The 23,676-nt window shown below is 62.9% G+C and carries 21 protein-coding genes and 1 tRNA gene; 18 read left to right on the top strand and 4 right to left on the bottom strand.

Annotation, left to right across the window (positions count from 1 at the left end; all coding sequences use genetic code 11):
* The first annotated feature begins 110 nt into the window (after positions 1-110).
* From VFY73_RS06755 to VFY73_RS06730, 6 genes are all read left to right on the top strand, one after another.
* Positions 111-929: an ankyrin repeat domain-containing protein gene (locus VFY73_RS06755; protein WP_329717160.1), complete on the top strand. Its 819-nt coding sequence runs from the start codon at positions 111-113 to the stop codon at positions 927-929.
* 60 nt (positions 930-989) lie between these two features.
* Complete coding sequence (locus VFY73_RS06750; RefSeq protein ID WP_329717159.1) at positions 990-1,430, top strand: PilZ domain-containing protein; 441 nt, start codon at positions 990-992, stop codon at positions 1,428-1,430.
* A 116-nt stretch (positions 1,431-1,546) separates the two neighbouring features.
* Complete coding sequence (locus VFY73_RS06745) at positions 1,547-2,152, top strand: hypothetical protein (RefSeq protein ID WP_329717158.1); 606 nt, start codon at positions 1,547-1,549, stop codon at positions 2,150-2,152.
* 37 nt (positions 2,153-2,189) lie between these two features.
* Positions 2,190-2,795, top strand: a complete 606-nt coding sequence (locus tag VFY73_RS06740) for a hypothetical protein (protein ID WP_329717157.1) — start codon at positions 2,190-2,192, stop codon at positions 2,793-2,795.
* Between the two features lie 284 nt (positions 2,796-3,079).
* Positions 3,080-3,586, top strand: a complete 507-nt coding sequence (locus VFY73_RS06735) for a type VI secretion system amidase effector protein Tae4 (protein WP_329717156.1) — start codon at positions 3,080-3,082, stop codon at positions 3,584-3,586.
* Positions 3,583-4,041, top strand: a complete 459-nt coding sequence (locus tag VFY73_RS06730; protein WP_329717155.1) for a T6SS amidase immunity protein Tai4 family protein — start codon at positions 3,583-3,585, stop codon at positions 4,039-4,041. The genes VFY73_RS06735 and VFY73_RS06730 overlap by 4 nt, the downstream gene beginning before the upstream one ends.
* A gap of 63 nt (positions 4,042-4,104) precedes the next feature.
* Here the strand turns inward: VFY73_RS06730 and VFY73_RS06725 are convergent, their stop codons facing one another.
* The 3 genes from VFY73_RS06725 to VFY73_RS06715 form a co-directional block, all read right to left on the bottom strand.
* Positions 4,105-4,584, bottom strand: a complete 480-nt coding sequence (locus tag VFY73_RS06725) for a hypothetical protein (RefSeq protein ID WP_329717154.1) — start codon at positions 4,582-4,584, stop codon at positions 4,105-4,107.
* 114 nt (positions 4,585-4,698) lie between these two features.
* Complete coding sequence (locus VFY73_RS06720; RefSeq protein WP_329717153.1) at positions 4,699-7,086, bottom strand: hypothetical protein; 2,388 nt, start codon at positions 7,084-7,086, stop codon at positions 4,699-4,701.
* A gap of 12 nt (positions 7,087-7,098) precedes the next feature.
* A tRNA-Thr gene (locus VFY73_RS06715) sits at positions 7,099-7,171 on the bottom strand.
* A 388-nt stretch (positions 7,172-7,559) separates the two neighbouring features.
* Between VFY73_RS06715 and VFY73_RS06710 the strand changes: the two genes are divergently transcribed.
* The 4 genes from VFY73_RS06710 to VFY73_RS06695 all read left to right on the top strand — a co-directional run bounded on the left by VFY73_RS06710 (position 7,560) and on the right by VFY73_RS06695 (position 9,860).
* Entirely contained in the window at positions 7,560-8,315 is a 756-nt protein-coding gene (locus VFY73_RS06710) for a hypothetical protein (RefSeq protein ID WP_329717152.1), read from the top strand.
* Positions 8,312-8,944, top strand: coding sequence for a hypothetical protein (locus VFY73_RS06705; protein WP_329717151.1), 633 nt, complete (start codon positions 8,312-8,314; stop codon positions 8,942-8,944). Before VFY73_RS06710 ends, VFY73_RS06705 begins: the two co-directional genes overlap by 4 nt.
* 90 nt (positions 8,945-9,034) lie before the next feature.
* The gene (locus VFY73_RS06700) at positions 9,035-9,376 is read left to right on the top strand and encodes a hypothetical protein (protein WP_329717150.1); all 342 of its coding nucleotides are present in this window, start codon (positions 9,035-9,037) and stop codon (positions 9,374-9,376) included.
* A 25-nt stretch (positions 9,377-9,401) separates the two neighbouring features.
* Positions 9,402-9,860, top strand: coding sequence for a T6SS amidase immunity protein Tai4 family protein (locus VFY73_RS06695; protein WP_329717149.1), 459 nt, complete (start codon positions 9,402-9,404; stop codon positions 9,858-9,860).
* Between the two features lie 127 nt (positions 9,861-9,987).
* Here VFY73_RS06695 and ltrA read toward each other — a convergent pair whose 3' ends face one another.
* Complete coding sequence (gene ltrA, locus VFY73_RS06690; protein WP_329717148.1) at positions 9,988-11,310, bottom strand: group II intron reverse transcriptase/maturase; 1,323 nt, start codon at positions 11,308-11,310, stop codon at positions 9,988-9,990.
* Between the two features lie 841 nt (positions 11,311-12,151).
* Here ltrA and VFY73_RS06685 point away from each other — a divergent pair.
* From VFY73_RS06685 to VFY73_RS06650, 8 genes are all read left to right on the top strand, one after another.
* The gene (locus tag VFY73_RS06685; protein WP_329717147.1) at positions 12,152-13,330 is read left to right on the top strand and encodes a hypothetical protein; all 1,179 of its coding nucleotides are present in this window, start codon (positions 12,152-12,154) and stop codon (positions 13,328-13,330) included.
* Positions 13,320-15,089, top strand: coding sequence for an ATP-binding protein (locus VFY73_RS06680; protein ID WP_329717146.1), 1,770 nt, complete (start codon positions 13,320-13,322; stop codon positions 15,087-15,089). The genes VFY73_RS06685 and VFY73_RS06680 overlap by 11 nt, the downstream gene beginning before the upstream one ends.
* Before the next feature lie 243 nt (positions 15,090-15,332).
* A complete protein-coding gene (locus VFY73_RS06675) occupies positions 15,333-16,283 on the top strand; it encodes a Ku protein (protein ID WP_329717145.1) in 951 nt (316 codons plus the stop codon).
* Between the two features lie 10 nt (positions 16,284-16,293).
* Positions 16,294-17,184 carry a tetratricopeptide repeat protein gene (locus VFY73_RS06670; RefSeq protein WP_329717144.1) on the top strand — a complete coding sequence of 297 codons (891 nt, stop codon included), beginning with the start codon at positions 16,294-16,296 and terminating at the stop codon, positions 17,182-17,184.
* 15 nt (positions 17,185-17,199) lie between these two features.
* Entirely contained in the window at positions 17,200-19,902 is a 2,703-nt protein-coding gene (gene ligD, locus VFY73_RS06665; protein ID WP_329717143.1) for a DNA ligase D, read from the top strand.
* Positions 19,903-19,991: 89 nt separating this feature from the next.
* Positions 19,992-21,773, top strand: a complete 1,782-nt coding sequence (locus VFY73_RS06660) for an adenylate/guanylate cyclase domain-containing protein (protein ID WP_329717142.1) — start codon at positions 19,992-19,994, stop codon at positions 21,771-21,773.
* A 39-nt stretch (positions 21,774-21,812) separates the two neighbouring features.
* Positions 21,813-22,952: a phosphatase PAP2 family protein gene (locus tag VFY73_RS06655; RefSeq protein ID WP_329717141.1), complete on the top strand. Its 1,140-nt coding sequence runs from the start codon at positions 21,813-21,815 to the stop codon at positions 22,950-22,952.
* A gap of 10 nt (positions 22,953-22,962) precedes the next feature.
* Complete coding sequence (locus tag VFY73_RS06650) at positions 22,963-23,643, top strand: alpha/beta family hydrolase (protein WP_329717140.1); 681 nt, start codon at positions 22,963-22,965, stop codon at positions 23,641-23,643.
* Positions 23,644-23,676: the final 33 nt, after the last annotated feature.

The following is a 23,676-nucleotide window of genomic DNA, read 5'->3' as shown; positions in this document are numbered from 1 at the left end:
ACGCCGGAGCCGACCCCAACGATGGCGAGTCGCTCTACCACTCGCTGGACCGCCCGGCCTGCACCCGGCTGCTGCTGGAGGCCGGTGCGCGCGTGGCTGGTACGAACGCGATGTACCGCGTGCTGGATCTCGACGACGTCGAGGCTTTGCAGTTGCTGCTGGTGCACGGCGGCGATGCCAACGAACGGCCGTTGGGTGCGCCGACATCGGAGTGGGGTTCGCCCTTGATGTGGGCCATACGGCGCCGGCGCTCGCCGGCGCACATCGCAACCTTGCTTGCTGCCGGCGCCAACCCGAACGTGGCCACGCCGGACGGCACGCCTGCGCATATCGTGGCCCTTCGCTTCGGGTTGACCGAAGTCGCCCAGCTGCTGCAGGCGGCCGGCGGTGGCAACAAGCCGCTGCCGGCGGACGAGGCTTTCATGGCCGCCTGCGCTCGCGGCGACGAGGCCGCGGCCCGGGAGTGCCAGGCGCGACACCCGGGCCTCATCGGAACGCTCGACGACACCCAGCGCCAGTTGCTTCCCGAACTTGCGGCCGAGGGCTGCCGCGACGCGGTGAAGCTGATGGTGGAGCTGGGCTGGCCCATCGAGGTTCGCGGCGGAGACTGGGACGCGACCGCCCTGAACATGGCCATCTTCCGTGGCGATGCGATGCTGACCCGGTTCCTGCTCGAACACGGCGCGGACTGGCAGGCACAACACGGCTTCGACGACAACGCCGTCGGCACCCTGTCGTGGGCCTCGCTCAATGAACCCGTTCAGGGCGGCGACTGGCCAGGTTGCGCCCAGGCATTGATGGCCCACGGCATACCTGCCGCGCGGCCCGACCCTCAGGATGCGGCAGGCGTGCTCATCGGCGACGAGCGCTACCTGTTTTCCGACGAGGTCACGGACGTCCTGCTCGGCACCGCATTACCGCGCGATTGACGCGGGCTTCTTCTCCTCAAGTTCAACGACAACCTGCCGAAAACGTGACACCCCATCCCTTTGAACCAGGCCGTCGCGGCCGCGGAAACCCTCCGCGCGGCGATTGAACAATCGACTTGGACGAGCAGTGCCCCGATGACAGATGACAAGCGTGAAGCGATCAAGGCCGCCATCGCGGACGCGCTGGACCGGCGCAGAGGGATCCGCAAACCGTTGAGCGTCCCGGCCGGAATGGTGGTGGCTGGCAAGCAGTTGACTGCCCGCACCATCGACATCGGCGTGCGAGGCCTGGCGATCGAGGTCGACGAGGCTTTGCCCGCCAAGGCCCAGTGCTACGTCGTGCTCACCCTGCCTGGCGACGGCCATGGCCACACGCTTCGCCTGCAAGCCTGCGTCACGCATGGATTGCGCAGCAGCACCCACGGATTCCGGGTCGGCCTTGAACTGACCAACGTCTCTGCCGAGAACGCCCGCTTGATCGAGCAGTTTCTCGCGGCGTAGCCACGCCGAGGACTCAAGCGGCGCTGGCACTTGATCGGCTGATTCGAGTGCAGCACTTCGCCGCGGTGCCCGGTGGGTGAAAACCGTCCGCCCTTTCCAAGTCAGGAGATCGCCGCTTGCTCCCGAACTACTACTGTTGCAGCAGCTGCCACGAGAAGTTTGAGTTCAAGTTTCGCGAAGCCGTCTACTACCTGGGGCCAACCCCGATTGGCGACCAGGTAGCCGACGACACTCTGCTGAATGTTCCGGTCCGGCCGGCATGGTGCAAGGACTGCGCAAGCGTTTCTCTCGTCGAAGACATCGCTCCGCTGAGGACTTTCGAGGCGGCCTATGGCGCCGTGCGAAACGGTCTTCCGATCGAATACCCATTCCACACCGATCGCATGGATTCAGCCGGCGTCAGAGGCGAGATCGAAGCCTACCTCCGCTGGCGAATGGGCCGTCGACATGCGGCCCGGGCCCTGTGTTGCGGCGGGTCGAACTACCAGTTCATGGACGTCGCAACGCCATTGATCAAGCACGCCGAATGCGAGTTCGGCTTCATCAACGGGATGTGCATCATCAGCGGGGGGAGCTACCGGACACCAGGGATCTACAGCCCGATCAATGTTCGCGTCTACACCTCTGAAGGCGATCTGGCCGGACTCCTGACCTGGCGAACGGCGGACAAGAGCCACTGGAAAGTGGAGGCCCTGGCCTATCCCCGCGTGGTTGACGGATAGTCTTCCTTCCGCGCTCTTGCGCCCACAGAATCCCCCAGTGCTTCCCGCCCACTACGTATGCACCGGCTGCGGAGAGAAATTTCTCTTCGAATTTCATGACGCCGACTACTACCTTGGCTCAGGCGAGATCGGGGATCAAGTGGCCGACGAAGACCTGCTGGCGGTGCCGGTTCGCCCGGCATGGTGCAAGGACTGCGGACGCGTCTGCCCGGTAGAAGACATTGCGCCTCTGCGCACGTTCGAAGCGGCCTACGCCGCCGTGCGCAGCGGCCTTTCCATCGACTACCCGCTTTCTTCCGAACACTGGGACCCGGCAGACCTCAAGAGAGTGACTGAAGCCTACGTGCGATGGAGGATGGGGCGGCGCCGCGTGGCCCGTGCCCTGTGCTGCGGCGGATCGAACTTTCAGTTTATGGACGTGTCCACTCCACTGTTCAAACACGCAGAATGCGATTTCGGCGTGGTCGAGCCAGCATGCGTCTTCATCGGCCCGTACAACTGGTCTCCCGGCGTCTCCGCGCCGGTCAACGCTCGTCTCTACACGACCGAAGGGGAGTTGATCGGCCTTCGCACTTGGCTACGCACCGACAGACGCTCGTGGAGCGTCGAGAAGCTGAGCTACCCGCCGGCCATCAGCGAGTAGCCAACGGCAGTGGTCTGGATCTGCTGATCAAGCGGTGTCATGCCGGCTCAACCGCACCTACCGGCAAAACAACGAGTCCGCGTTGAAGCATGCAGTGATGGCCGAGGCTCCGGTAGAGATCCGCATGCAGCATCCAGCGTTGCAATGAGAGGTATCTGACCCTTGCGCGCCTGCTGATGTGTCCTTGGGGCCAACACGCGCCGACGGTCATGGACTTTGGTCACTGCACACGAAGAACTCGGTGTAGGAGTCTCGCGAAGTTAGCAACGCGGAGCATCCTGCGCATGACGACCCGTCCTTCGTTTTCTGCCGCCTGGGCGGCTTCCATGCAAATCTACGACCCGGTGAACTCAGCTGCCAGGGTCGCCAGCGTGGTCGGCGGCAAAGTCGCGGCGAACATTCTTCCGCCGGGTCAAGCCGGCAAGTGGGGCAACACCTGCGCGGTGCGATTGAGCTACGTCCTCAACAAGACCGGTGTGTTGATCCCGCACACACCCGGCAAGACCGTGTCCGGGGCCGACCACCGCTGGTACTTTCACTACGTCCGCGATGTGATCCAGTTTCTGCAGCAGCGATGGGGCAAGCCCGATCTGGTGGCATCCTTTCCGCCGACTGGCGGTGGCGAGCTGTCGGGCAAGAAGGGGTTGGTGTTGTTCGAGGTGGAAGGCTGGGCGGATGCAACCGGACATGCAACGCTCTGGAACGGCACCGTGTGTTACGACCACTGCTACTTCAACGAACCAGGCGTGCGGTACCGTACACCGAAGGCAAACTTCTGGAGGCTCCCGTGACCCCATGGTCCGTCATCATCGCGACGCTCGTCGCCCTGCCCTGCGCGTCGACTCTCGCCGCCAGCGCTAACCCGCCAGAGAAGCGGCAGGAACTGCCCGAGGTTGCCTCGCGCAGCTATGGGCAGAATTTCAAGGACCTCGTCCTGAGTTCTTGCGTGGCCAGTGCCTATGCAAGCGAGCCCAAGGCTGCAGCGGACGCTGGCGCCACGGCGGGCGGGTTGGATTCCACCTGGACCAACTACGACCCCGAACTCGCCGCCGGCGAGATCAACAAGCTGATCGAGAAGTACCTGGCCCGACAGTACAACTCGATTCAGGGCCCGAGCACCAGGCTTGACCTGATGAAGTGCCTGGATCTGTACCACGGCAAGGATTTGGACCTCCTGGCCAAGCGTGTTGTACCCAGGCCCGCTCGTACCTATCGGCAGGACAACGAGCCTGCGACAAAAAGGTAGCCTCGTCGCGGCAAGCGCGCCTGTTGCGTTGCCAAATCTGACCCTAGCTCATTGGGCGACCGCTCAGCTGCCGAGGAAATAACGACGACGGCCGACTGACCAGCGTGCCAGCTCCGCGGCACGGTCTCCGTCGCACCAGTGCGCCAGATAGTCGGCAATCTCTTGCATGCCGTGCCCGCGGAGCCAAGCGACCGTTCGCGCAGGGCCGGCTCCGAGCATGTTCTCGATGTCGAAACCGCACTGCAAATCGAACTCAACCTCGTACTTGGCGTGCCACATTGACGGAACGTCCGATGGGTCGCCCACCAGGGACAGCAGCCAAGCACACCAATACACGTTCTCGAAGTAGTCGTCGTCCTCGCCCCAAGTCGAATCCCAGTCGTCGTCGCCGAGGTCGTCGTGGGCCAGTTTGCGACGGAACTCGACCTCCGCCGCAAAGATGCAGCGCAGTAGCTCATGGTAGTGAACGGCGTCTCCCTGGGCGATAGCGCGCAACGCGCTCTTGCGTCCGGCGGGGGTATCGAGGTCGAAATCGGATTGCATACGCACCGTGAATTCTGGGGTAGGAGAGCCCGATCGCCAGCAGCACGGGACGCGTGACCCATGAACGTAGCGCCAAGTGTTGCAGTGAGAGACGTGCCCTGGCGCTCTTCTTCTTCAATCGCGATGGGATGCCGCACCCTCGGTCTTGGGCGGCATGACCCAGTGTCTTCCGCTCGTCCAGCCAACGAAAGCATGCCCTGGTGACCCAGCGCCAGACTCTCCATTGACCGCGTATTCCAGCCCACTAAGTGCAGGCTCGAAGCGCAGAACGAAGTCGCCCGGCTGCTCGATCAAATGTTCACGCGCCCAAGACAAGAAGCCTGCAGCGCGCGTTTCGTCCTGCGACAAGAAGAACACCATCTGTCGCCACGCGTAGGCGGCATTCTTGATTCGTATCAGCGCCACGTGATACCCGGCATCAGGCAGCTGCAGATGCTCAACGAGCCACGCGAAGCAATGCTTGGCCAACACGTCCCACCGGCCCGCCAATGATTCACGAACCCCAGGCAGCGATGTCAGCGCTGCCAGGTTGTGGGTGGTGAGGATCAGTTGCTGCTCGATGACTTGGCCGTTGATGGCTGGGCGATAGGTCCCAAGGCTGACACCTGCACGAGCGGCGCAGAGCTGAGCCAACGCGTCCGGCCGGCGAACGTTTCCTTCCGCTGCCGTGACGGTCTTCGACAACTCGGCAACCGCCTGGTCGTAGTCGATGGCGTAGTAGCGCGCATAGATCGAGCCGCACAGCGCTTTTGCAGCCACACCCACAGCATCGCTGAACTTGCGAGAGAACTGGCCCATGAAGATGTCGGCGGCGACCTCTTCGGTCAGCGGAAGTGACAAGTTCGCACCGCGTGCCAGCGCCACGAACTCTTGAATCAGCTTGTTGGGCAACATCGCTTGCGGGAAGGCCTTCAACGCCAATACGGCAGTCTCAGCCAACGCCTGCAGCGCGATATGGGCGGCGGGTAAGTCTTGGCTGCGGTAGCTCTCGATCACCTGCACCCAAGGCAGTTCCTCGATCTGAACTTGCTTCTGCAAGTCCAGCAGCAGCAACGAGCGACGACGCCGAAACGCGCGGTAGATCGACCCATACAGCGCACGCAAGCCCGGGTCTTCAATACCTGCAGAGCGCAGCCCCGACGTGAGTTGCGGCAGCACCTGGGCCAGCACCTCGCCCGACGTGATCATTCCGCGTTCGATCAGGCCCTCCATCGAGTCGCGAACACAACGCTCCAGCTTGCGCACGATCGCTGCAGGGATAGATGCGCCTCGCGCCAGGGCCTCGTCGTCGGCTTCTCCAGGGACGATCGGTGCAACCAACTCCGCCAAGTCATTCAAGCCGTCGTTCTGGGCGCACTTGGCGAGCCGCTGACTCACATGTTGAGCAATCTCCTGATGGGTTGGCGCGATAGCGTGTGAAAGCTGACGATCGCGAACGGCTCGCAGCAGCGCGGACCCTGGCACCCCGCGACTGGCCACGTAGCGGGCAAGGACCAAGCGGATGCGGCCAACCTCTCGGCCCGTGAGCGTGACTGGGTCCTTCAACACACGCCCCAGACTGTCAATCAACATCGCCAGAGGTTCATCGACACGAGTAGCTTTGCTGCACAGCTGGTGTTGTTTGCGAGCGGCAAGCAGGTCGGCCATCAACGCAGCGCCACGATCACGCCAACCTGTCGGGTATCGCGCACAGGGCCAGCCGCCTTGGATCACGAACTGCCCCGCCGCACCGCGCTGCCACGCACCGGCTTCGCTCTTCGATGCCACCGGTGGGTCGCCAACCACTGTCTCCAGGAACAGCTCAATCAACTGGTCGTAGAGTGGCGTCCACACCCCGATCGACTCGCGCTGAGCGAGAACGTGTGGGTTAGATGGAAGCTGCCGGAGCCGATTGGCCACCGTCCCGATGCTGTCCAGATACACCCGCGAGCCAAAGCTGCGCGAGCCTTTGGTCAACGCCGGGTAGAAGCGCAACTGCGCCATGTGAGGCGCAAGGGTGTCCAGCAGTGCGCGGGCCGGATCAGTTTGACCACGGTCGACAAGCCAAGCTACGACGAGCAGTGCGCCCTCCTCCGGCACCTCCACTTCATAGCTGCCCGATGACAACGCGTCGCTGAGTCGGCGAAGTCCTGTCTCGGAGAGGAAGTAGCGGCTCAACGCCAAGCGCGGTTGCGGATCCGCCGCCAGCCCAAGCTCTGCCAACAGTTGCTGCTCGTGCGCGCTTAGCGGCCCTGCCGACAACGCGGCGCCGGTTGCAAGACCACCGGTCACGACTTCTAGCGTGACCCAAGCTGGAAGCCCTGCGATCGGCTGCCGTTGTCCAGGGATGACGTTGCCGCTGAGGACACCCATCAGCACGTCGGTCCACCGACGCACCCGCTCGTGTGCTTGAGCATCCTCACTGTCGTTGCCGTGCGCCAATGCTCGCGCAAGCTGCCCTGCTGGGTAGCCAAGTGCGGTCTTCGGCGCAATAGGCACTGATCGATCTTCGTCGTGAAGCATGGGCTCAATGGGGTCCGAGGGCTGGCTTCGAACCAGCGCCCTCCCGGTTACAAGCCGGGCGTTCTTCCAGCTGAACTACCTCGGAATGGACAAGGACTGATTCTGCGGCAAGCTGGAGGGAAGCCAAAGGCGATCCGCAACGGAGCGCACACCGCGAATCAGGGCTGGCGGTGTTGCATTGCGGGGTCTGACCCCAACGCGCTTGGCTACATCCTGACCGGAGCGCCAAGTGTTGCAGTGAGAGACTTGACCCTCACGCGCTTGACCCTTACGCACTTGCTTTAACGCGGCCCTGCCTGGCGTCGGCATTCCAACCAGTCGTCGCGATGGTGACCTTGGTCAGTTGGATGGCCGTCAGCCGCCGTGCGAGAGTCGAAGCGCCAAGCTGTTCCTCGGCAGTGGACAGCCGCTCCCGGCACCGCTGCGGGCGACTTCCCTCGAGCACCGCGCCACCCTCGACAACCCTCTTTCTCATGGCACATGCACGTGTACCGGCCACAGGCGCGGTCGTCCACTCGGCCGGGACGCTCGGTGTCGGTGGCCAACGTTCCACCCTGTACGTCAATCAGGTGGCATCCGATGGATGGCTGCAAGCGCTGGACGATTCGACCAAGCAGCGGATTCCACTGTCCAAATACACCAAGGTGGCCGCTGCCAAGGCCGAGTTCGGACGCGTGAAGTTTCGGGTTGAAGACGGCCCCCAGCGCGGGCGCGCCCTCAGCTTATCGGAGGCCAACGCCAGCGAATATCTGGGCTCGAAGCCTCCGGCGCAGCAGTTGGCCAGAGTGACGGTGACCTATGGAAAGTACGTCGAACGCTGGCTGTCGGTGGCCCGCGGCGGACAAGAGCTCAACCAACAAATGGCCACCCTCTCCATCGGTTCGCTGGTGGTGCAGGTGACAATGAACTCGGTCTGGAATGGCCTCTTCACGCCATTGGAGCCGGGCGAATACAAAGTGTTGATTCCCGACACGCCGCACAGGGCCGACATGACGCGCTTCTATCGCAACACCGAGCCTCGTCTGCAATACGACCAGGTCTGGTTTCCGATTCAGCACGGTGACAACAGCCGGTACATCCACGTAGGGAACGTCTCCGACGGCTGCGCCACGGTGCTCGACCTCGCTCGCTGGGCCCAGGTCCACGAAGCCCTCATCAGCCACCGTGGGCCCGACGGTCGCAGCCTGGCCACCATGAGCGTGCTCGGCAAACCCGAACGATCCCGATGAAGCCGCCTTCCCTTCTACGGCGCCTGGCCATCATTCCGATGCTGCTGGCCGTCGCCAACTGCTCAGCCGAAGACTTCCGCGGAGCGCTGCCATCTGAATCGGCCGACACGCAGCGCATCCTCTCGTCCATTGATCGAGTGGCTCCGCGGCGCACCGAGGCAGACCGACAAGCGGCCGAGCGACTGAACCGGGAAGGTGACACGGCTTACCTGAAGGGGAACTACCGAGCTGCCCTTTCGGCTTACTCCAACTCTTACCCCAACTATCCGACGGCGCACGCCTACATCCTGGCCGGTGACGCCCACTGGCGCGCTGCCCTGCAACTGGCCAGATCACGCGCAACGCCCGCGTCGGCGTCTTCGCCCATGGCATGCGCCCTGTCCAACGAACACTTCCCACGAGACCTGCTCATGGCCGTGCAGCAGCACCACGACGTGGGCCTGGCGCTGTCAGCCCGTGCCAACGGCGGTCGATTGCCTGACGATGCCTTCGTACAACGGGCCCGCCAATCCGCCGATTGCCTTCGCGGCTTGGCCTCGCGCTACGAGACCCAACCTCCAACGGCATGCGTGTCGCTGGAGGCTTTGGATGCGTGTCTCAGCAGCCCGCTGCCGGGCGTCGGACGTTAGTCGCGATGGAGGCGGAGCGCTGCCATCCGAACATCACCAATCTGTTCGAACTGAGTACCCAGCCGCGCTACGCTGGCCGGTGACCATCGAGTGAATCTGCAAGTCAAACGAGCGGCCTGCGTCCTGATCGGCGTATCTGCGCTGGCACTGGCCTTTCTCGCGGGGCGCTGGAGCGAAGGACTCCAAACTGGGCTGCGGCAAGAAACCGACTACCCATGGGATCTGCACCGCAAGATCGGCCAAGCCGGAATTGACTGCAGCCTGCTGTCCGCCAATCCTTCGGCAGGTCGATTTCGCGTTCGGCCACTGGACGACGGCGCAACGTTGATCGTCGCCTCGCAAGACCGCAGCACCGGGAAGGTCACGGCGTTCGCACTGGAAGGCTCTGGGCGAATGGCCGCTGATACGTGGACGGCCGACTGTCCACGCTGACAGAGGCAAGCTTCTGGAGACTCCCGTGACCCCATGGTCCGTCGTCGCCGCGATGCTCGTCGCCCTGCCCTGTGCGTCGACTCTCGCCGCAAGTGCTAACCCGCCAGAGAAGCGGCAGGAACTGCCCGAGGTTGCCTCGCGCAGCTATGGGCAGAACTTCAAGGACCTCGTCCTGAGTTCTTGCGTGGCCGCCGCCTATGCGAGCGAGCCCAAGGCTGCAGCGGACGCTGGCGCCACCGCTGGTGGGTTGGATTCCACCTGGACCAACTACGACCCCGAACTCGCCGCCGGCGAGATCAACAAGCTGATCGAGAAGTACCTTGCCCGACAGTACAACTCGATTCAGGGCCCGAGCACCAGGCTTGACCTGATGAAGTGCCTGGATCTGTACCACGGCAAGGATTTGGACCTCCTGGCCAAGCGTGTCGTGCCCAGGCCCGCTCGTACCTATCGGCAGGACAACGAGCTTGCGACAAAGAGGTAGCTTCGTCGCGGCTAGCGCGCCTGTTGCATTGGGTGAGTAGCGGCGCCGATCCCGCCGAAGCAGTACGCGGCGCCGCCCTCGCAGAACCGGACTTGGAGCGTTACACCATCCGGCTCCCAGGCTCGAGTCATTCGCTGTGTCCCGGCACGAACCGGTGAACGATACGCGGGCTTGGCATCCAGCGGGCAAGGCCGCGTGCATAGCGGCTCCACGTCAGGCTGCGGCGCTGGCTGCGGCGGTTAAGCCACTTGAACAGCATCCGACTGGCCAGATAGACGTATCGCCGCAGCGCTCGCATGTTGCCGCTGACACCGTAGTACTGAATGTGCCCGCGCACGTGCTGCCGTACATGCTCAATCATCGCTGCCGTGCCATCCAGCCGCAGCCGCCTGAGCCGCTCAGCCAGTGCGCACAACTTCTTGCCGATGCGTTGTCTCTGCGTCGTGCATCCAACGCTGAAGCGGCCGCCGCGGGTGGTATGCACATAGTGCGTCAGACCCAAGAAGTTGAAGCTCGCTGGCTTGACGCCTGCGCGGCGGGCATGCGCCCTCGCCAGGCTTCCAAAGCGCAGCAGCGCCGTCTTCGTGGGCTCGACCTGCAGCCCGAACTGGGCCAGCCGCGCTTGCAGTTCCGCAAGGAACGCCCGCGCATCGTCCTCGCGCTCGAAGCACGCGACAAAGTCGTCGGCATAGCGCACCAGGTGCGCACGGCCTGCGGCCTGTCGGGCGACTCGGCGCTCAAACCACAGATCAAGCACGTAATGCAGGTAGATGTTGGCCAGCACCGGCGAGACCAGACCGCCTTGCGGCGTGCCTTGTTCGCTGGCTTGGAACTGGTCCCCATCCATCACCCCGGCGCGCAGCAGCCGCCGGATCAGGCGCAGCACGTTGGCGTCAGCCACCCGGTGTTCGACGAAACGCATCAGATGGTCATGGTTGACCGCATCGAAGAAGCCTTTGATGTCGGCCTCCACGATCCACTGCGTGCCGCCGTTGCGGATGACGTGATCCACGCGCGCCAGCGCCTGGTGCGCACTGCGCCCAGGCCGGAACCCGAACGAGCAGTCGCTGAACATCGGCTCCCAGATCGCCTGCAAGACGCGGGCGAGCCGGTCTTGCACCAGACGATCTTCGAAGCTGGGCAGTCCCAGCGGGCGCATGCCGCCACCGGCCTTGGGAATGTGCACCCGCCTGGCCGGCTGCGGTCGCCACGCCATGCGCCGCAACCGAGCCGACAGATCGGCCAGTCGCGGCTCAAGCTCGCGCCCATAGTCGGCCTTGCGCAGGCCATCGATCCCCGCCGCCTTGCGTGGGCTTTGCCGCTGGAAGCTTTCGGCCAGCCCTTCACGGTCGGCCACCATGCCCATCAGCGCGGTGTAGCGCCGTGGCGCCACACCTTCCTCGGTGGCCTGCGCCACCCACTGCGTGAAGCGATCCAGGCTTGTTGTCATGCGCAGAGTCCGCTCGGTGTCGGGGCATGTGTCTGTAGATCGCTGTCTCGTACCCGGTGCTCCTTCGCTCGCCTGGCATTACCCAGGGTCAACGCTCGTATGAGCACCTCCGACTTCCTGCCACCACCGGCATCCTTCTCACCGAATGAACGGCTTGGCAGATGCTGCGCGCGCCAACTGCTGGCACGCGCCGATGACAGGATCTCCATGGTTACCGCGAACACGCGTTGTACAGGCTCGAAGCGGTCTGCGATCCCGGGTGGTCGCGATGCGCTCGCCTTGGCCGCTTTCGCGGCCGCGCGCACCACGCTGTGGCCTGCTGGTGTCTTGAAACCATCGGCCCTCTCCAACGCGGTCTTTTCGGGACTCCAACCTTCACGGCAGCTCTCCACCACCATTGCTCCTCGCCTTCTTTCGTGCCTACGCATCGACGATGCCGCTACCGCCATCGCCGCAAGGCTCGATACCGGGCCTGTGGCTAGCAGCTACCCGGGCGGGATCCGCCCCCGCTCGCATTCGCGACATTGCCATGCCGCACCAAGACCTGACCCTAGCGCCCTTGACCCTAGTGCGGTGGCCCTGGTGCTCCTACGCAACCCTGGACGGTGAGGTGATGGCCTGTTCGACCCGCTCGGTAGTTTCCCGGACAGCCGGACTCGATGTCGGGTTTGAGCGGCTGTTCACGTTTACATCATAGATACCGCGAGCAAAACCCCGGATTGGGGCTCACGAGGGGTGCCGAATGGAGATGATGATTACACGTTCAGTTCAACCGCGCAAAATGGACCAAATTTTCTGCAAATCTTCTTAGCCTTTCCGCCCGCAACTTGAGAAAATCAAAATGGGTCGTTCAGCAGACTACACAATTCAGGGCTTCCTATACCAGTTTAATCAAACTTTATCTGAATTACTAAAGGCACCAGACGACGCGATTATTACAATCGAAGGGATTGTAGAAGATATCGAGGTGTCAAGCTTTTCCGGAGTCAAGGCGATTCAATGCAAATACCACGAAACCCAGAGCAAATATACACCAAGCATTCTTTATGATCCGCTGCTTCAAATGATGAAGCATTTCAAATCAAATCCAGGCGAAAAGATACATTACCACCTGTTCGCTCATTTCCCAAATAATCCAACGATTGCCATATCGACCAAAGAGCTCAATGATGCGTTAAATTCGAGGAATAAGGACTTAAAAGACCTGATAGCGGAGACTGTCGGCGTTGATATCGATGGCTTTCTAAAAGTATTTACCATTTCCGTCACAGCAAAATATGACGACTTGATGGATGAAAACGGTAGGCAGTTGGTTGCTCTCGGCTTCAACAAGAAAGAAGTCGAGACACTATTCTATCCAAATGCAATTCAAATAATTGCGAGCCTTAGTATTAAGCATGATGCAAGTCTGAGAAAAATTACCAAAAAGGAATTCTTCGAGTCGCTGCGAAGGATCCGATCCACTGCAGTATCTCAATGGACTCTCGCGCTCAAAACAAGACAGAAGGTCTTGGAAACGCGACGCAAGCAGCTTAGGGAAAACTTAAGCGCGAACGCTCGCCTGCGACATTTGGTCATATTTCCAACATTTCTTGATGAGTTTGACGCTCAGATTGTCATCTTCATCAAATCATTCATCGACAAGTACCATTTCAAACTTGCGCACACGCAAACACCGCTCTTTGCCCTGGACGTTCCGCAAGATGCATTAGACGGAATTGCGGAGCGACTAATTGGAAAGGACGTAGTCCCAAATCACGGACGACCCGTCAAGACATTTTCCGAAGTCCATTTCTTTCGCGAACCAATGGTCCAAAAGGACAGAAAGGAATTTGTTTTGAGACTGATCCGCTGGGACGAATACAGAACACTTGTACTCAAAACAAAAGCGGATGACTTGTTTGTCATCGGCGATGGGGATGTATCGACCATAGATGTTAAGGACGTAAACCTTGAAATCCTTGGCGCCGAAAAGTTTGAAGAAATTAAGTATCTACTGGGGATAAACAGTGCCTACTAAGATTGGAGCGGTACTCTCGTGTGCGCCAGAAGCCATCATCGTTGCGGTGGATAGTCTTGAGGCGTTTGAGAAAAATAAGGAGGGCCTTCAAGTTGGGCGCTTCTTGAAAATTGCACAAGGCAATCATGACTTCACGATTGCCACAGTTCGAAATATTAAGGGCACGAACGTCACTGGCCCAGATGGCAAGCCAATCTGGAGCTTTCAGATTGAGTGCCAAGCGATTGGAACGCTGGTTGAAGACAAGATATTCGACCGCGGCAGCCTTCTTTTGCCGGTACCCACAGAGCATGCGTTTATTGTTGACACAGAAACTCTCGACAAGATGTTCTCGGCCAACAGTGATCACAACTTCCCACTTGGCAAGCTCTCAATGAATAAAGCCATCGATCTCATGATCAATGGCAACAGATTCTTCAGCAAGCATATTGCAATCGTCGGCTCGACGGGCTCAGGTAAGTCATGCACTGTCGCGAGCGTGCTGCAGGATGTCGTAGACATTGCCCAACATAAGAATAAGAACAAAGGCAAACAAAACAACTCGCATGTGGTAATTTTCGACATTCATGATGAATATACCGCCGCATTTACTCTGGAAAAGGACGAAACTTTCACCCTGAGCCGACTAGATATTGATTCTTTACAGCTTCCTTACTGGTTGATGAACTCAGAGGAGCTGGAGAGCATGTTCATCGAAAGCAACGAAGCAAACTCGCATAATCAGGTTAGCCAGTTCAAATACGCCGTAGTTTTAAATAAGGAGAAACACAATCCAGGCATTCAAGAGGTCACTTACGACACTCCGGTCTATTTCTCGATCAAGGAGGTCCACTACTTTATTGAGAATCTGAATCGTGAAGTTATTGGACGACTGGCTGGAGAGGATAGACCCAAGCTGATCGATGGGACTTTGGTGACTGATCGGAAGATCTACTTTGACAAGATCCATGATTTCGTTGCCAACTCAACAGCTGTTGCGACCAGGGCGACTAACGGGCCATTTAACGGAGAGTTCAACAGATTCATTTCTCGGTTGGAGGCAAAACTCGCCGACAAGCGCCTCCGGTTCCTTCTGACCGCGAAAAAGACCGATGGGCATGCCCATGTCACCGCTGACTTTGAGGCGCTGATGAAACAGTTCATTGGCTACCTCGATAAGGCGAACATCACCATCGTGGACTTGAGCGGGGTCCCTTTCGAGGTTCTCAGCATCACCGTCAGCCTAATCGCCCGCCTCATCTTCGATTTCTGCTTCCACTATTCCAAGCTGCAGCATGCCCAAGGCAAGCTCAATGACATTCCGGTCATGCTGGTGTGTGAGGAAGCGCACAACTACGTTCCACGGGACGAGCATGCCGCATATCGAGCGTCCCGTAAGTCCATCGAGCGAATTGCCAAGGAGGGACGGAAATATGGCTTGAGCCTAATGGTGGTGAGTCAGCGGCCGTCGGAGGTGTCGGAGACAATATTCGCCCAGTGCAACAACTTCATGTCCTTGCGTCTGACGAACGACGCCGATCAAACCTACGTGCGACGGCTTTTCCCCGACAATGCGAACGCCATCACCGAGATTCTGCCGAACCTGGCTCCGGGGGAGTGCGTGGTAGTCGGTGACGCCGTACTGCTGCCGGCCGTAATTAAGATGCCGTTACCAGTCCCTGAACCACATTCGCAAAGTGTCAACGTTCATAAAGAATGGAGGGAACAGTGGCGCGATGTTGTATTTGCACAAGTCATCGAGCGCTGGCGAAAAGAGTAGGTGGCCACGCTCTTCGCGATTGCCGTCGGTTGATGCGGCTATTGACCGATGGGATCGCCCTCGTACTCATTGATGACCGTTATTTCCAATCTCTTCCATGCATGGCTGCGCCGAAATTCCATCCTGCCTGCTAGGGACAGGCCAAATACGCCGTTGTCACCCCGCCACCCTCCCCCATTTCGCCCCCACCGGAACGCTTTATGCTGCAGATTCCTTCCAACCCGCCCCGGCTCCGGAGGTCCCATGGCAGCACGATCCATCGCGTCGTTGACCCTCAGTTTTGGCCTGGTCAACGTGCCGGTGAAGCTGTATTCGGCGACTGAATCGTCGAGTGCGGTGAGCTTCAAGATGCTCGCCAAGGACGGCTCGCGGGTGAAGCAGCAGTACGTCTCCGAATCCACCGGCAAGGTGGTCGAGCGGGCGGAGATGGTCAAGGGCTACGAGTTCGAGAAAGACCGGTTCGTGCTCTTCACGCCCGAAGAGTTGAAGGCGATGGACGAGGCGGCGAGCCACGTGATCGAAATCGTGGCCTTCGTGCCCGAGGCGTCGGTGGACCCGATTTACTACGACCGCGCCTACTTCCTGGCGCCGGACAAGCGGGGCGGCAAGCCTTACGCGCTGCTGGGCGCGGCCATGCGCGAGAGCGGCCGTTGCGCCCTCGCCCGCTGGACGAGCAAGGGCAAGCAGTATGTGGTGCAGGTGCGCGCGGTTGAAGACGGCCTGGTGCTGCAGCAGTTGCTGTATGCCGACGAGGTGCGCTCGCTGAAAGACCTGGACATCGAGCCTGCCGATGTGTCGCCTGCCGAGCTGAAGCTCGCGCTGCAGTTGATCGACCAGATCTCGCAAGACGAGTACGACCCGCACGCGTTCAAGGACGAAGAGAAGGGCCGGATTCTTGCTGCGATCGACGCCAAGATCGCCGGCAAGCAGGTGGTGGCCTCGGCCCGCGCCGAAGAGCCGAGCAGCGGCCAGGTGATCGATCTGATGGAAGCGCTGCGCGCCAGCATCGGCCAGAAGGGTGGCAAGGCCGCCGCGGCGCCGGCCAAGGCCAGCAATGGCAAGGCCGACAAGCAGCCCGCCAAGGCAGAGGCCATCCCCGCCGGTGCGCTGAAAGAGCGCAAGCCGGTGAAGCGCGCACCGAAGGTGTTGGAAGAAGTGGCCGCCGCTCCCGCCCGCACCCGCGCACGCAAGTGAGCGAGCGCCCGTGAGCGATCAACCCGTTGTCGACACACCCTACACGCTGCGCCACATCGAAGAGATGCTCGGCCTGAGCCGCAGCGTGGTCACGGGCCTGGTCAATGCGGGCTTCGTGACGCCTGCGCGCGGCCCGCGCAACGAGCTGCGCTTCTCTTTTCAAGACGTGGTGCTGCTGCGCACCGCGTTTCACCTGCGCGCCGCCAACATCCCGCCCAAGCGGCTGCTGAGCTCGCTCAAGTCGCTGCGCGAGCGGCTGCCAGCCGAGCTGCCGCTCAGCGGGCTGCGCATCAAGGCCGTGGGCAACCAGGTGGCGGTGAAGGAAGGCGATGCCCAATGGGGCGCCGAGACGGGCCAACTGTTGATGGATTTCGAGGTGACGCCGGCCACGGGCCAGCAAGGCAGCGTGACCGTGTTGTCGCGAGAGGCTTCGCGCGAGCCTGCCGCCGCCAAGGCCGCCACCACCCGCCCCGAGCCCAGCGCGAACGACTGGTACCGCCAGGCCGAGCAGCTCGAAGGCGCAGACGATGGCGCCGCCGAAAAAGCCTATCGCCAGGCCCTGGCGCTTGCGCCGGACCATGTGTACGCTGCCGTGAACCTGGGCGCGATGCTGTGCGAGGCGGGGCGCTGCAAAGAGGCGGTCGAGGTGCTCGAGAAGGCCATTCGCCAACGGCCGGACGAGCCGCTGCTGCACTTCAACGCCGCCATCGCGCTGGAAGACCTGCACCGCCGCCGCGAGGCGCTGGCCAGGTACGAGGCTTGCCTGAAGCTGGCGCCGGACTTTGTGGACGCGCACCACAACGCGGCCAAGCTTTACGAACAGGTCGGCGACCGCCAAGGCGCCCTGCGCCACTACAGCGCCTACCGCCGCCTGCAGCTGGCCGCGAACAGCGAGACGTAGAAAGGGTCAACGTCGATGCCGAGTGCCACCAGGCCTGCCACCAAAGGCAGCTCGAAGGACTCGGTGGCCGCCCGACGCTCCCCGCCTGCCAAGACCGCCAGAGGCGGCGCCGCGAAAACCGCCGCCAAGCGCGCAGCCAAACCTGCTGCGACGCCTGCCACCAAGCGCAGCGCCACAGCGGCCGCCAAATCCCCCAAGCCCACGGCCGACCCGCTGGGCCGCTACGGCGCCAAGCGCCAGTTCCACATCACACCCGAGCCGCCGGCCGAGCGTGTGGCCAGCGCGGCACTCTCGGGCCAGCTGCTGTACGTGATCCAGAAGCACTGGGCCAGCCGCCTGCACTACGACTTCCGGTTGGAGCTGGACGGCGTGCTGCTCAGCTGGGCCGTGCCACGCGGCCCAAGCTTCGACCCGAAAGAAAAACGCATGGCGGTGCACGTGGAAGACCACCCCGTCCCCTACGGCAGCTTCGAAGGCACCATCCCGCCCAAGCAATACGGCGCCGGCACCGTGATCGTGTGGGACCGTGGCACCTGGACGCCGGTGGGCGACCCGCACGCCGGCATGGCCGCCGGCAAGCTGGTGTTCGACCTGCACGGCGAAAAACTCGCCGGCCGGTGGGAGCTGGTTCGCATCGCCAAGCCCGGTGACAAGCAAGACCCGTGGATGCTGTTCAAGAAGCGCGACGCATGGGCCCGGCCTACCACCGAATACGACGTGATCGCCGCGCTGCCCGACAGCGTGATCGCGAAGCCGCTGGGCCTGGTGGAAGAGCGCGAGCCGCGCGGGCTTGAATCGACACCTGTCGGGCCGACCCATGCAGAGGTGGCGACGGACCTTTCATTGGCGCGCAAGGCCAAGCTGCCGACTGCGCTGTCGCCGCAACTGGCCACCGCCGCCAGCTCGTTGCCACCCGGCCGCTGGGCGCTGGAGCCCAAGTGGGACGGCTATCGCCTGCTGACGCGCATCGAAGACGGCAAGGCGCGCCTGTTCACCCGCAACGGCCACGACTGGACGCGCAAGATGCCCACGCTCGCCACGGCCATCGAGCAGTTGGGCATCACTGAAGCGTGGCTGGACGGCGAGATCGTGGTGCTCGACGCGCACGGTGCACCCGAATTCAACGCACTGCAAAACGCCATCGACGCCGGCCGCAACGACGAGATCGTCTACTTTCTGTTCGACGTGCCCTACCTCGGCGGCATGGACCTGCGCGCCGTGCCGTGGGCCGCGCGCCGAGCGGCCTTGCGCGGGCTGATCGGCCCCGAAGCGCCCGAGCGCATCCGCTTCAGCCAGGATTTCGATGTGCCGGCCGCGCAGATGCTGGAGGCCGCACGCGCGATGCGGCTGGAGGGCATCGTCGCCAAGCGGGTGGATGCGCCCTACGTTTCGGCGCGCACCGACAGCTGGCTCAAGCTCAAGGGCTCGCGGCGGCAAGAGTTCGTCGTGATCGGCTTCAACGACCGCGCCAATGCACCGGGCGAGGTGGGCAGCCTGCTGCTGGGCTACTTTGAAGGCGGCGTGTTGCACTACGCCGGCAACGTGGGCACCGGGTGGGACCACCGCACCGGCAGCGACCTGCACACGAGACTGCAGAAGATCGAGATCGACAAGCCACAGGTCGACGCTGCGGACGTGAAGCCCGGCCGCTGGGGCCGCCGCACGGCCGGGGGCGAACGCTGGGTGCGGCCCGAGTTGGTGGTCGAGGTGCAGTTCGGCGAGTGGACGCCCGAGGGCCGCGTGCGCCACTCGATCTACAAAGGGCTGCGCACCGACAAGGCCGCGACCGAGGTCTCGCGCGAGCCCGACGCCGTGGCTGCACCGGCTGCGAAGAAGCGGACGACCGGCATCACCGTGACCAACCCCGAGCGGGTCATCGACCCTTCGACGGGCCTGCGCAAGATCGACGTGGTGCGCTACTACGAGAGCGTGGCCGACTGGCTGCTGCCGCACCTGAAGAACCGGCCGGTGTCGCTGGTGCGCGCGCCGGACGGCATCACCGGCGAGCTGTTCTTCCAGAAGCACCCCGACAGCAAGATGCCCGGCCTGCGCACGTTGGACCCGGCGTTGTGGCCGGCGCATGGCGCGCTGCTGGCGGTAGACAACGCCAAGGCGCTCGTCGCCGCGGCGCAGATGAACGTGGTGGAGTTCCACACCTGGAATTCGACGACCCAGGCGATCGACAAGCCCGACCGCATGGTCTTCGACCTCGACCCGGGCGACGGCGTGAACTGGAAGGCCGTGCAGGAAGCCGCGCAACTGATGCACGCGATGCTCGATGCGCTGGGCCTGAAAGGCTGGCTGAAGACATCGGGCGGCAAGGGCCTGCACGTGGTGGTGCCACTGGCCCCGCGGCTGGGCTACGCCGAGGTCAAGGCCTTCTCGAAGGCCGTGGTCGAGCACATGGCGCGCACGATCCCGCAAATGTTCGTCGCCGTGCCGGGCGCGAAGAACCGCGTCGGCAGGATCTTCGTCGATTACCTTCGCAACGGCCATGCGGCCACCACCGCTGCCGCCTTCTCAGCCCGCTCCCGGCCGGGGCTGGGCGTCTCGATGCCGATCAGCTGGGATCAACTGCACGGCCTCAAGAGCAGCGCCCAGTGGACCATCGCCAATGCGCGCGAGTACCTCAGCTTCGTCAAGGACGACCCTTGGACGGACTATTGGACGACCAGGCAGACGCTGACGGCCGCGCGCAAGGTGCTGCAAACCACTTAGCAGCCGGCGTGCTGGCGCGCTAGGATCGCCCAACGCCCCGCCAGGCCATGCGCCCGGCAGCGGGCTTGCAGCCAGGGAGAATCGACTGCATGGCGCACGCCGCTCAGGACACTGATTCGGCCAGCACGTTGGTGCGGGTGCGCCGCGCCGTGATGGCGCTGGATCTCGTCGAATCGGTTCGGCTGATGCAATGCTCCGAGGACGAGGCCATCGTCGCCTGGCGCGCATTGGTGCAAACCACCCGATGCAACATCTTGCCGGGCCATCGGGGCACGCTGGTCAAATCTCTGGGCGACGGGCTGTTGTTGACCTTCGAAACAACGAGCGACGCGTGCAGCTGTGCCCTCGCGATCGAAGTTGCACTGGCCGCGCTGAACCACGCGTCGCCTGGCAGCCTCGCACTGGCCGTGCGCATCGGCGTGCACGTGGCCGACATCGTCGTCGACGAGTTGGACATCTACGGCGCAGGCGTCAACCTTGCCGCGCGGTTGGCCTCGCTTGGCAGGCCCGGAGACGTTGTCTTGTCGTCGGAGGCGCGCGACGAGTTGCTGCCCGGGCTCGACGTCGACGTCGAGGACATGGGCGACTGCTACCTCAAGCACATCGATGGCGCTGTGCGCGCCTGGCGTCTGGTGCGTGGCGCTTCGTCTGCCGTGCCACCATGGCTGCCACCCGAGCAGTTCGCCACCGTGGCAGTGTTGCCATGCGATTCGGCCGAGCCGGGTTCGAGGCATGACTTTGCGATGGCCACCGTCGTGGCCGATGAGCTGGCCGGTCTGCTGGCGTGCTGCAGCGGGATTTCGGTGATCGCGAGACCGACTGTGGCTGCGGTGACAGCGCGACGACCAGACGCAGGGTCGCTTTTCAAGCTGCTGCGTGTCCCGTACGTGGTCAGGGTGGCATGCCGAGTGGCTGGTGGTGACGCCGAAGTGTGCGCCGAGGTCTTGTCGCGAGGAACCGACCTGCCGGTTCTGCGCTTCGAGTGCCAGGACCATCGCGCCAGCGCTCGCGACCGGACGTCGCCCCAGTTGCTGGACCTCGCAGCGTCGGTGGCCAACGTCGTTGCCGCGGCCAGCCAGGCGAGCGAGGCCGACCGTGCATTGCCCCAGGTCGAGAGTTATGCGTTGCTGTTGTCGGCCATCGCCCGCATGCACCGCATGTCGCTGGCGGAGAGCGAGCGTGCCAAGCAAGCGCTGGACGAACTTGCCACGCGCCACCCGCGCGCGCCGGAGATCCACGCCTGGTCGGCCAAGTGGCACATGCTGCGTGTGGCGCAGGGGTGGACGGCGGACGCGAGCCAGGAAACGGCGCAGGCGGTGTTCCACGTCCGTCGCGCCGAAGACGCGCAGCCGGGGCACGCACTGGCAACCGCCATCGAGGGCCAGATCGAGCTATTCCGCCATGGCAACCTGGAGCGAGCCGATCAGCTGATTTCACGAGCGGTGGCCGCTGCGCCAAGCGAGCCGCTGGCGTGGCTGTTCTATTCGAACCTGCGGGCACACCAAGGCCAAGGCGACGCAGCGATCGACGCTGCAGACAAAGCCATGGCCCTGTCGCCGCTCGACCCGACGCGGTTCATGTTCGAGATGTTTGCGGCCCAGGCAGCGTTGTGCGCCGGCATGCACCAACGGGCGCAAGCGCTGGCCGCAGCATCGTTGCGAGGCAACAGCATGCACCTACCGACCTACCCGGCCTACATCATCGCCAGCGTGCTGACGGGCGACATGGATGGAGCCCGCGAAGGCGCACAACGCTACTTGCGCCTGGCGCCCAAGATGTCGGCCCGGCGCTACGCCGAACTGTTCCGCGGTCCTCAAGATCAAGGACGAATGTTCGCGGACGCATTGCGACACGCCGGCCTTCCGCAGTAGTCTGCGCTGCCGCGTGGGGCGGTGACTTCAGGAGAGGACATGTCGGACGCTTTCGAAGTGGTTTCAAGCGCCATATCGCTCTACCCACGATGGGGTGGCCCCGGCACCGGTCAAAAGGCCATCTCGAACATGCTTTCACCAGTAGCGATGGCCAGTCTTCGAGTGGAGACGGACAGCAAGGTCCCGCCCGATGACGACGACCCGGCAGACGGACTGCTGCTCAATCACCAGGCGGCGTTGCTTGCCACCATCACCGGACTGCCCAGCAAGACCAGAACTGCAAAGAAGAAGAAGGCGGCGGCGCCCGCGTTCGCATGGCCGGCAAAGGGCCTTGATCCTCGGCTGCTGCGGTGTGAAAGCTTCGTTCGGGAGTCCATGCTGGCCGACGAAATCAGCGACAGGCTGACGTTCGGTGCACTCGTGCAACCGAGGGCCGCGCTGCTCGCATCCGCCGGCACATCGTTGATAGAACTGGTGATCCCGTCTCCGGACACCATCGCACGGCAGGCACAAATTGTCCGCCAGCGGGCGACCGACCGAAATCTCAAGCTGGTCGCAAGCAGCAGAGCGGTGCTACATCTGCAGCAATTGGACGCACAGCATCTTGACCCGCTGCATCCACTGGCCATCGCATTGGGCATCTCTCCCGAAACGCACCCCAGAACCTTCGAGGCCATTGCAGGCGCCTGCTCGACCTTGGCTCCCAAACTGTTCCGGATGAAGCACAGCCTGGGTGTTGAGCGCCCACATCGGCTGGAGCCCGGCATTGTCCCGATGATGACGGTCCCTGGTCACCTCAGTTATCCCGGCGGCCACGCGGCGAAGTGCTTCATGGCCGCATTGATCCTGTTCGTACTGGCAGCCCCCCAATCTGCCAAGCCTTTCGATCTCCTCGCCATCTTGGGCAAGATTGCGTTGACGGTCAGCAATAACCGAGTCAAAGCGGGCCTGCACTACCCGATGGACACCCAGGCTGGACGGCTCCTCGGGTTGGCCACCGCCGTATGGTTGCTGTCAGCCGTTGACCCGGCTTTTGCGGTGACTGGGGTCAGACTCGAGAGCGACCTCGACGCGAAGAAAAAGCCGAGATACACCTTCACCCCATTGAAGCCGGTCACTCCTCCTGACTTGCCGCTGTGGAAGCAGATGTTCCTGGCTGCCGCAGCTGAGTGGAACTAGAGTCGCATTGATGAACGACAACAACGTCGCCTTGACGATTCAGGTCGATCCTGAGACTGCCGTCTCTGCCCTGCTTCATGCCCCAGCCGACGCCCGCGCCTGCTACGTGTTCGCCCATGGCGCGGGCGCTGGCATGACGCACGCCTTCATGGCCGCGGTGGCGGCCGGGCTGGCCGCGCGCGGCATCGCGACGTTGCGCTACCAGTTTCCGTACATGGAACGCGGCTCGAAGCGGCCGGATACGCCGGCAGTGGCGCATGCCGCGGTCCGCGCGGCGGTGGCTGAAGCGGCGCAGCGCTGCATGGGCCTGCCACTGGTGGCGGGTGGCAAGTCGTTCGGCGGGCGGATGACCTCGCTGGCACAGGCTGCATCGCCATTGCCCGGCGTGCGTGGACTGGTGTTCTTCGGCTTTCCGCTTCACACGGCGGGCAAGCCTTCGATCGAGCGCGCCACGCACCTGGCGAAGGTCGAGTGCCCGATGCTCTTCCTGCAGGGCACGCGCGATGAGCTGGCCGAGGTGGAGCTGATCACCGGCGTGACGAAGGAGCTGGGCTCACGCGCCACGCTGGAACTGGTGGCCGACGCCGACCACTCGTTCCACGTGCCGGCGCGCACCGGCCGCAAGGACGCCGAGGTGCTGGAAGGCCTGCTCGACGTCGCGGCCGAGTGGATCGGCCGATTGGCCTCGTGAAGAGACGAGCCCGTCTGCCATTCAAGCGGACGG

Source organism: Ideonella sp., from assembly GCF_036277275.1.
Classification (GTDB): domain Bacteria; phylum Pseudomonadota; class Gammaproteobacteria; order Burkholderiales; family Burkholderiaceae_C; genus Ideonella.
Note: the sequence above shows the minus strand (reverse complement) of the source record. Positions and strands in the feature narration are given on the sequence as shown.

Bases quoted from the DNA above. Each gene is read 5' to 3' on its own strand.
- VFY73_RS06755 (WP_329717160.1), top strand. From the start codon at position 111: ATGTACCGCGTGCTGGATCTCGACGACGTCGAGGCTTTGCAGTTGCTG.
- VFY73_RS06735 (WP_329717156.1), top strand. From the start codon at position 3,080: ATGACGACCCGTCCTTCGTTTTCTGCCGCCTGGGCGGCTTCCATGCAA.
- VFY73_RS06725 (WP_329717154.1), bottom strand. From the start codon at position 4,584: ATGCAATCCGATTTCGACCTCGATACCCCCGCCGGACGCAAGAGCGCG.
- VFY73_RS06720 (WP_329717153.1), bottom strand. From the start codon at position 7,086: ATGCTTCACGACGAAGATCGATCAGTGCCTATTGCGCCGAAGACCGCA.
- VFY73_RS06710 (WP_329717152.1), top strand. From the start codon at position 7,560: ATGGCACATGCACGTGTACCGGCCACAGGCGCGGTCGTCCACTCGGCC.
- VFY73_RS06705 (WP_329717151.1), top strand. From the start codon at position 8,312: ATGAAGCCGCCTTCCCTTCTACGGCGCCTGGCCATCATTCCGATGCTG.
- ltrA (WP_329717148.1), bottom strand. From the start codon at position 11,310: ATGACAACAAGCCTGGATCGCTTCACGCAGTGGGTGGCGCAGGCCACC.
- VFY73_RS06685 (WP_329717147.1), top strand. From the start codon at position 12,152: ATGGGTCGTTCAGCAGACTACACAATTCAGGGCTTCCTATACCAGTTT.
- VFY73_RS06675 (WP_329717145.1), top strand. From the start codon at position 15,333: ATGGCAGCACGATCCATCGCGTCGTTGACCCTCAGTTTTGGCCTGGTC.
- ligD (WP_329717143.1), top strand. From the start codon at position 17,200: ATGCCGAGTGCCACCAGGCCTGCCACCAAAGGCAGCTCGAAGGACTCG.
- VFY73_RS06660 (WP_329717142.1), top strand. From the start codon at position 19,992: ATGGCGCACGCCGCTCAGGACACTGATTCGGCCAGCACGTTGGTGCGG.
- VFY73_RS06655 (WP_329717141.1), top strand. From the start codon at position 21,813: ATGTCGGACGCTTTCGAAGTGGTTTCAAGCGCCATATCGCTCTACCCA.
- VFY73_RS06650 (WP_329717140.1), top strand. From the start codon at position 22,963: ATGAACGACAACAACGTCGCCTTGACGATTCAGGTCGATCCTGAGACT.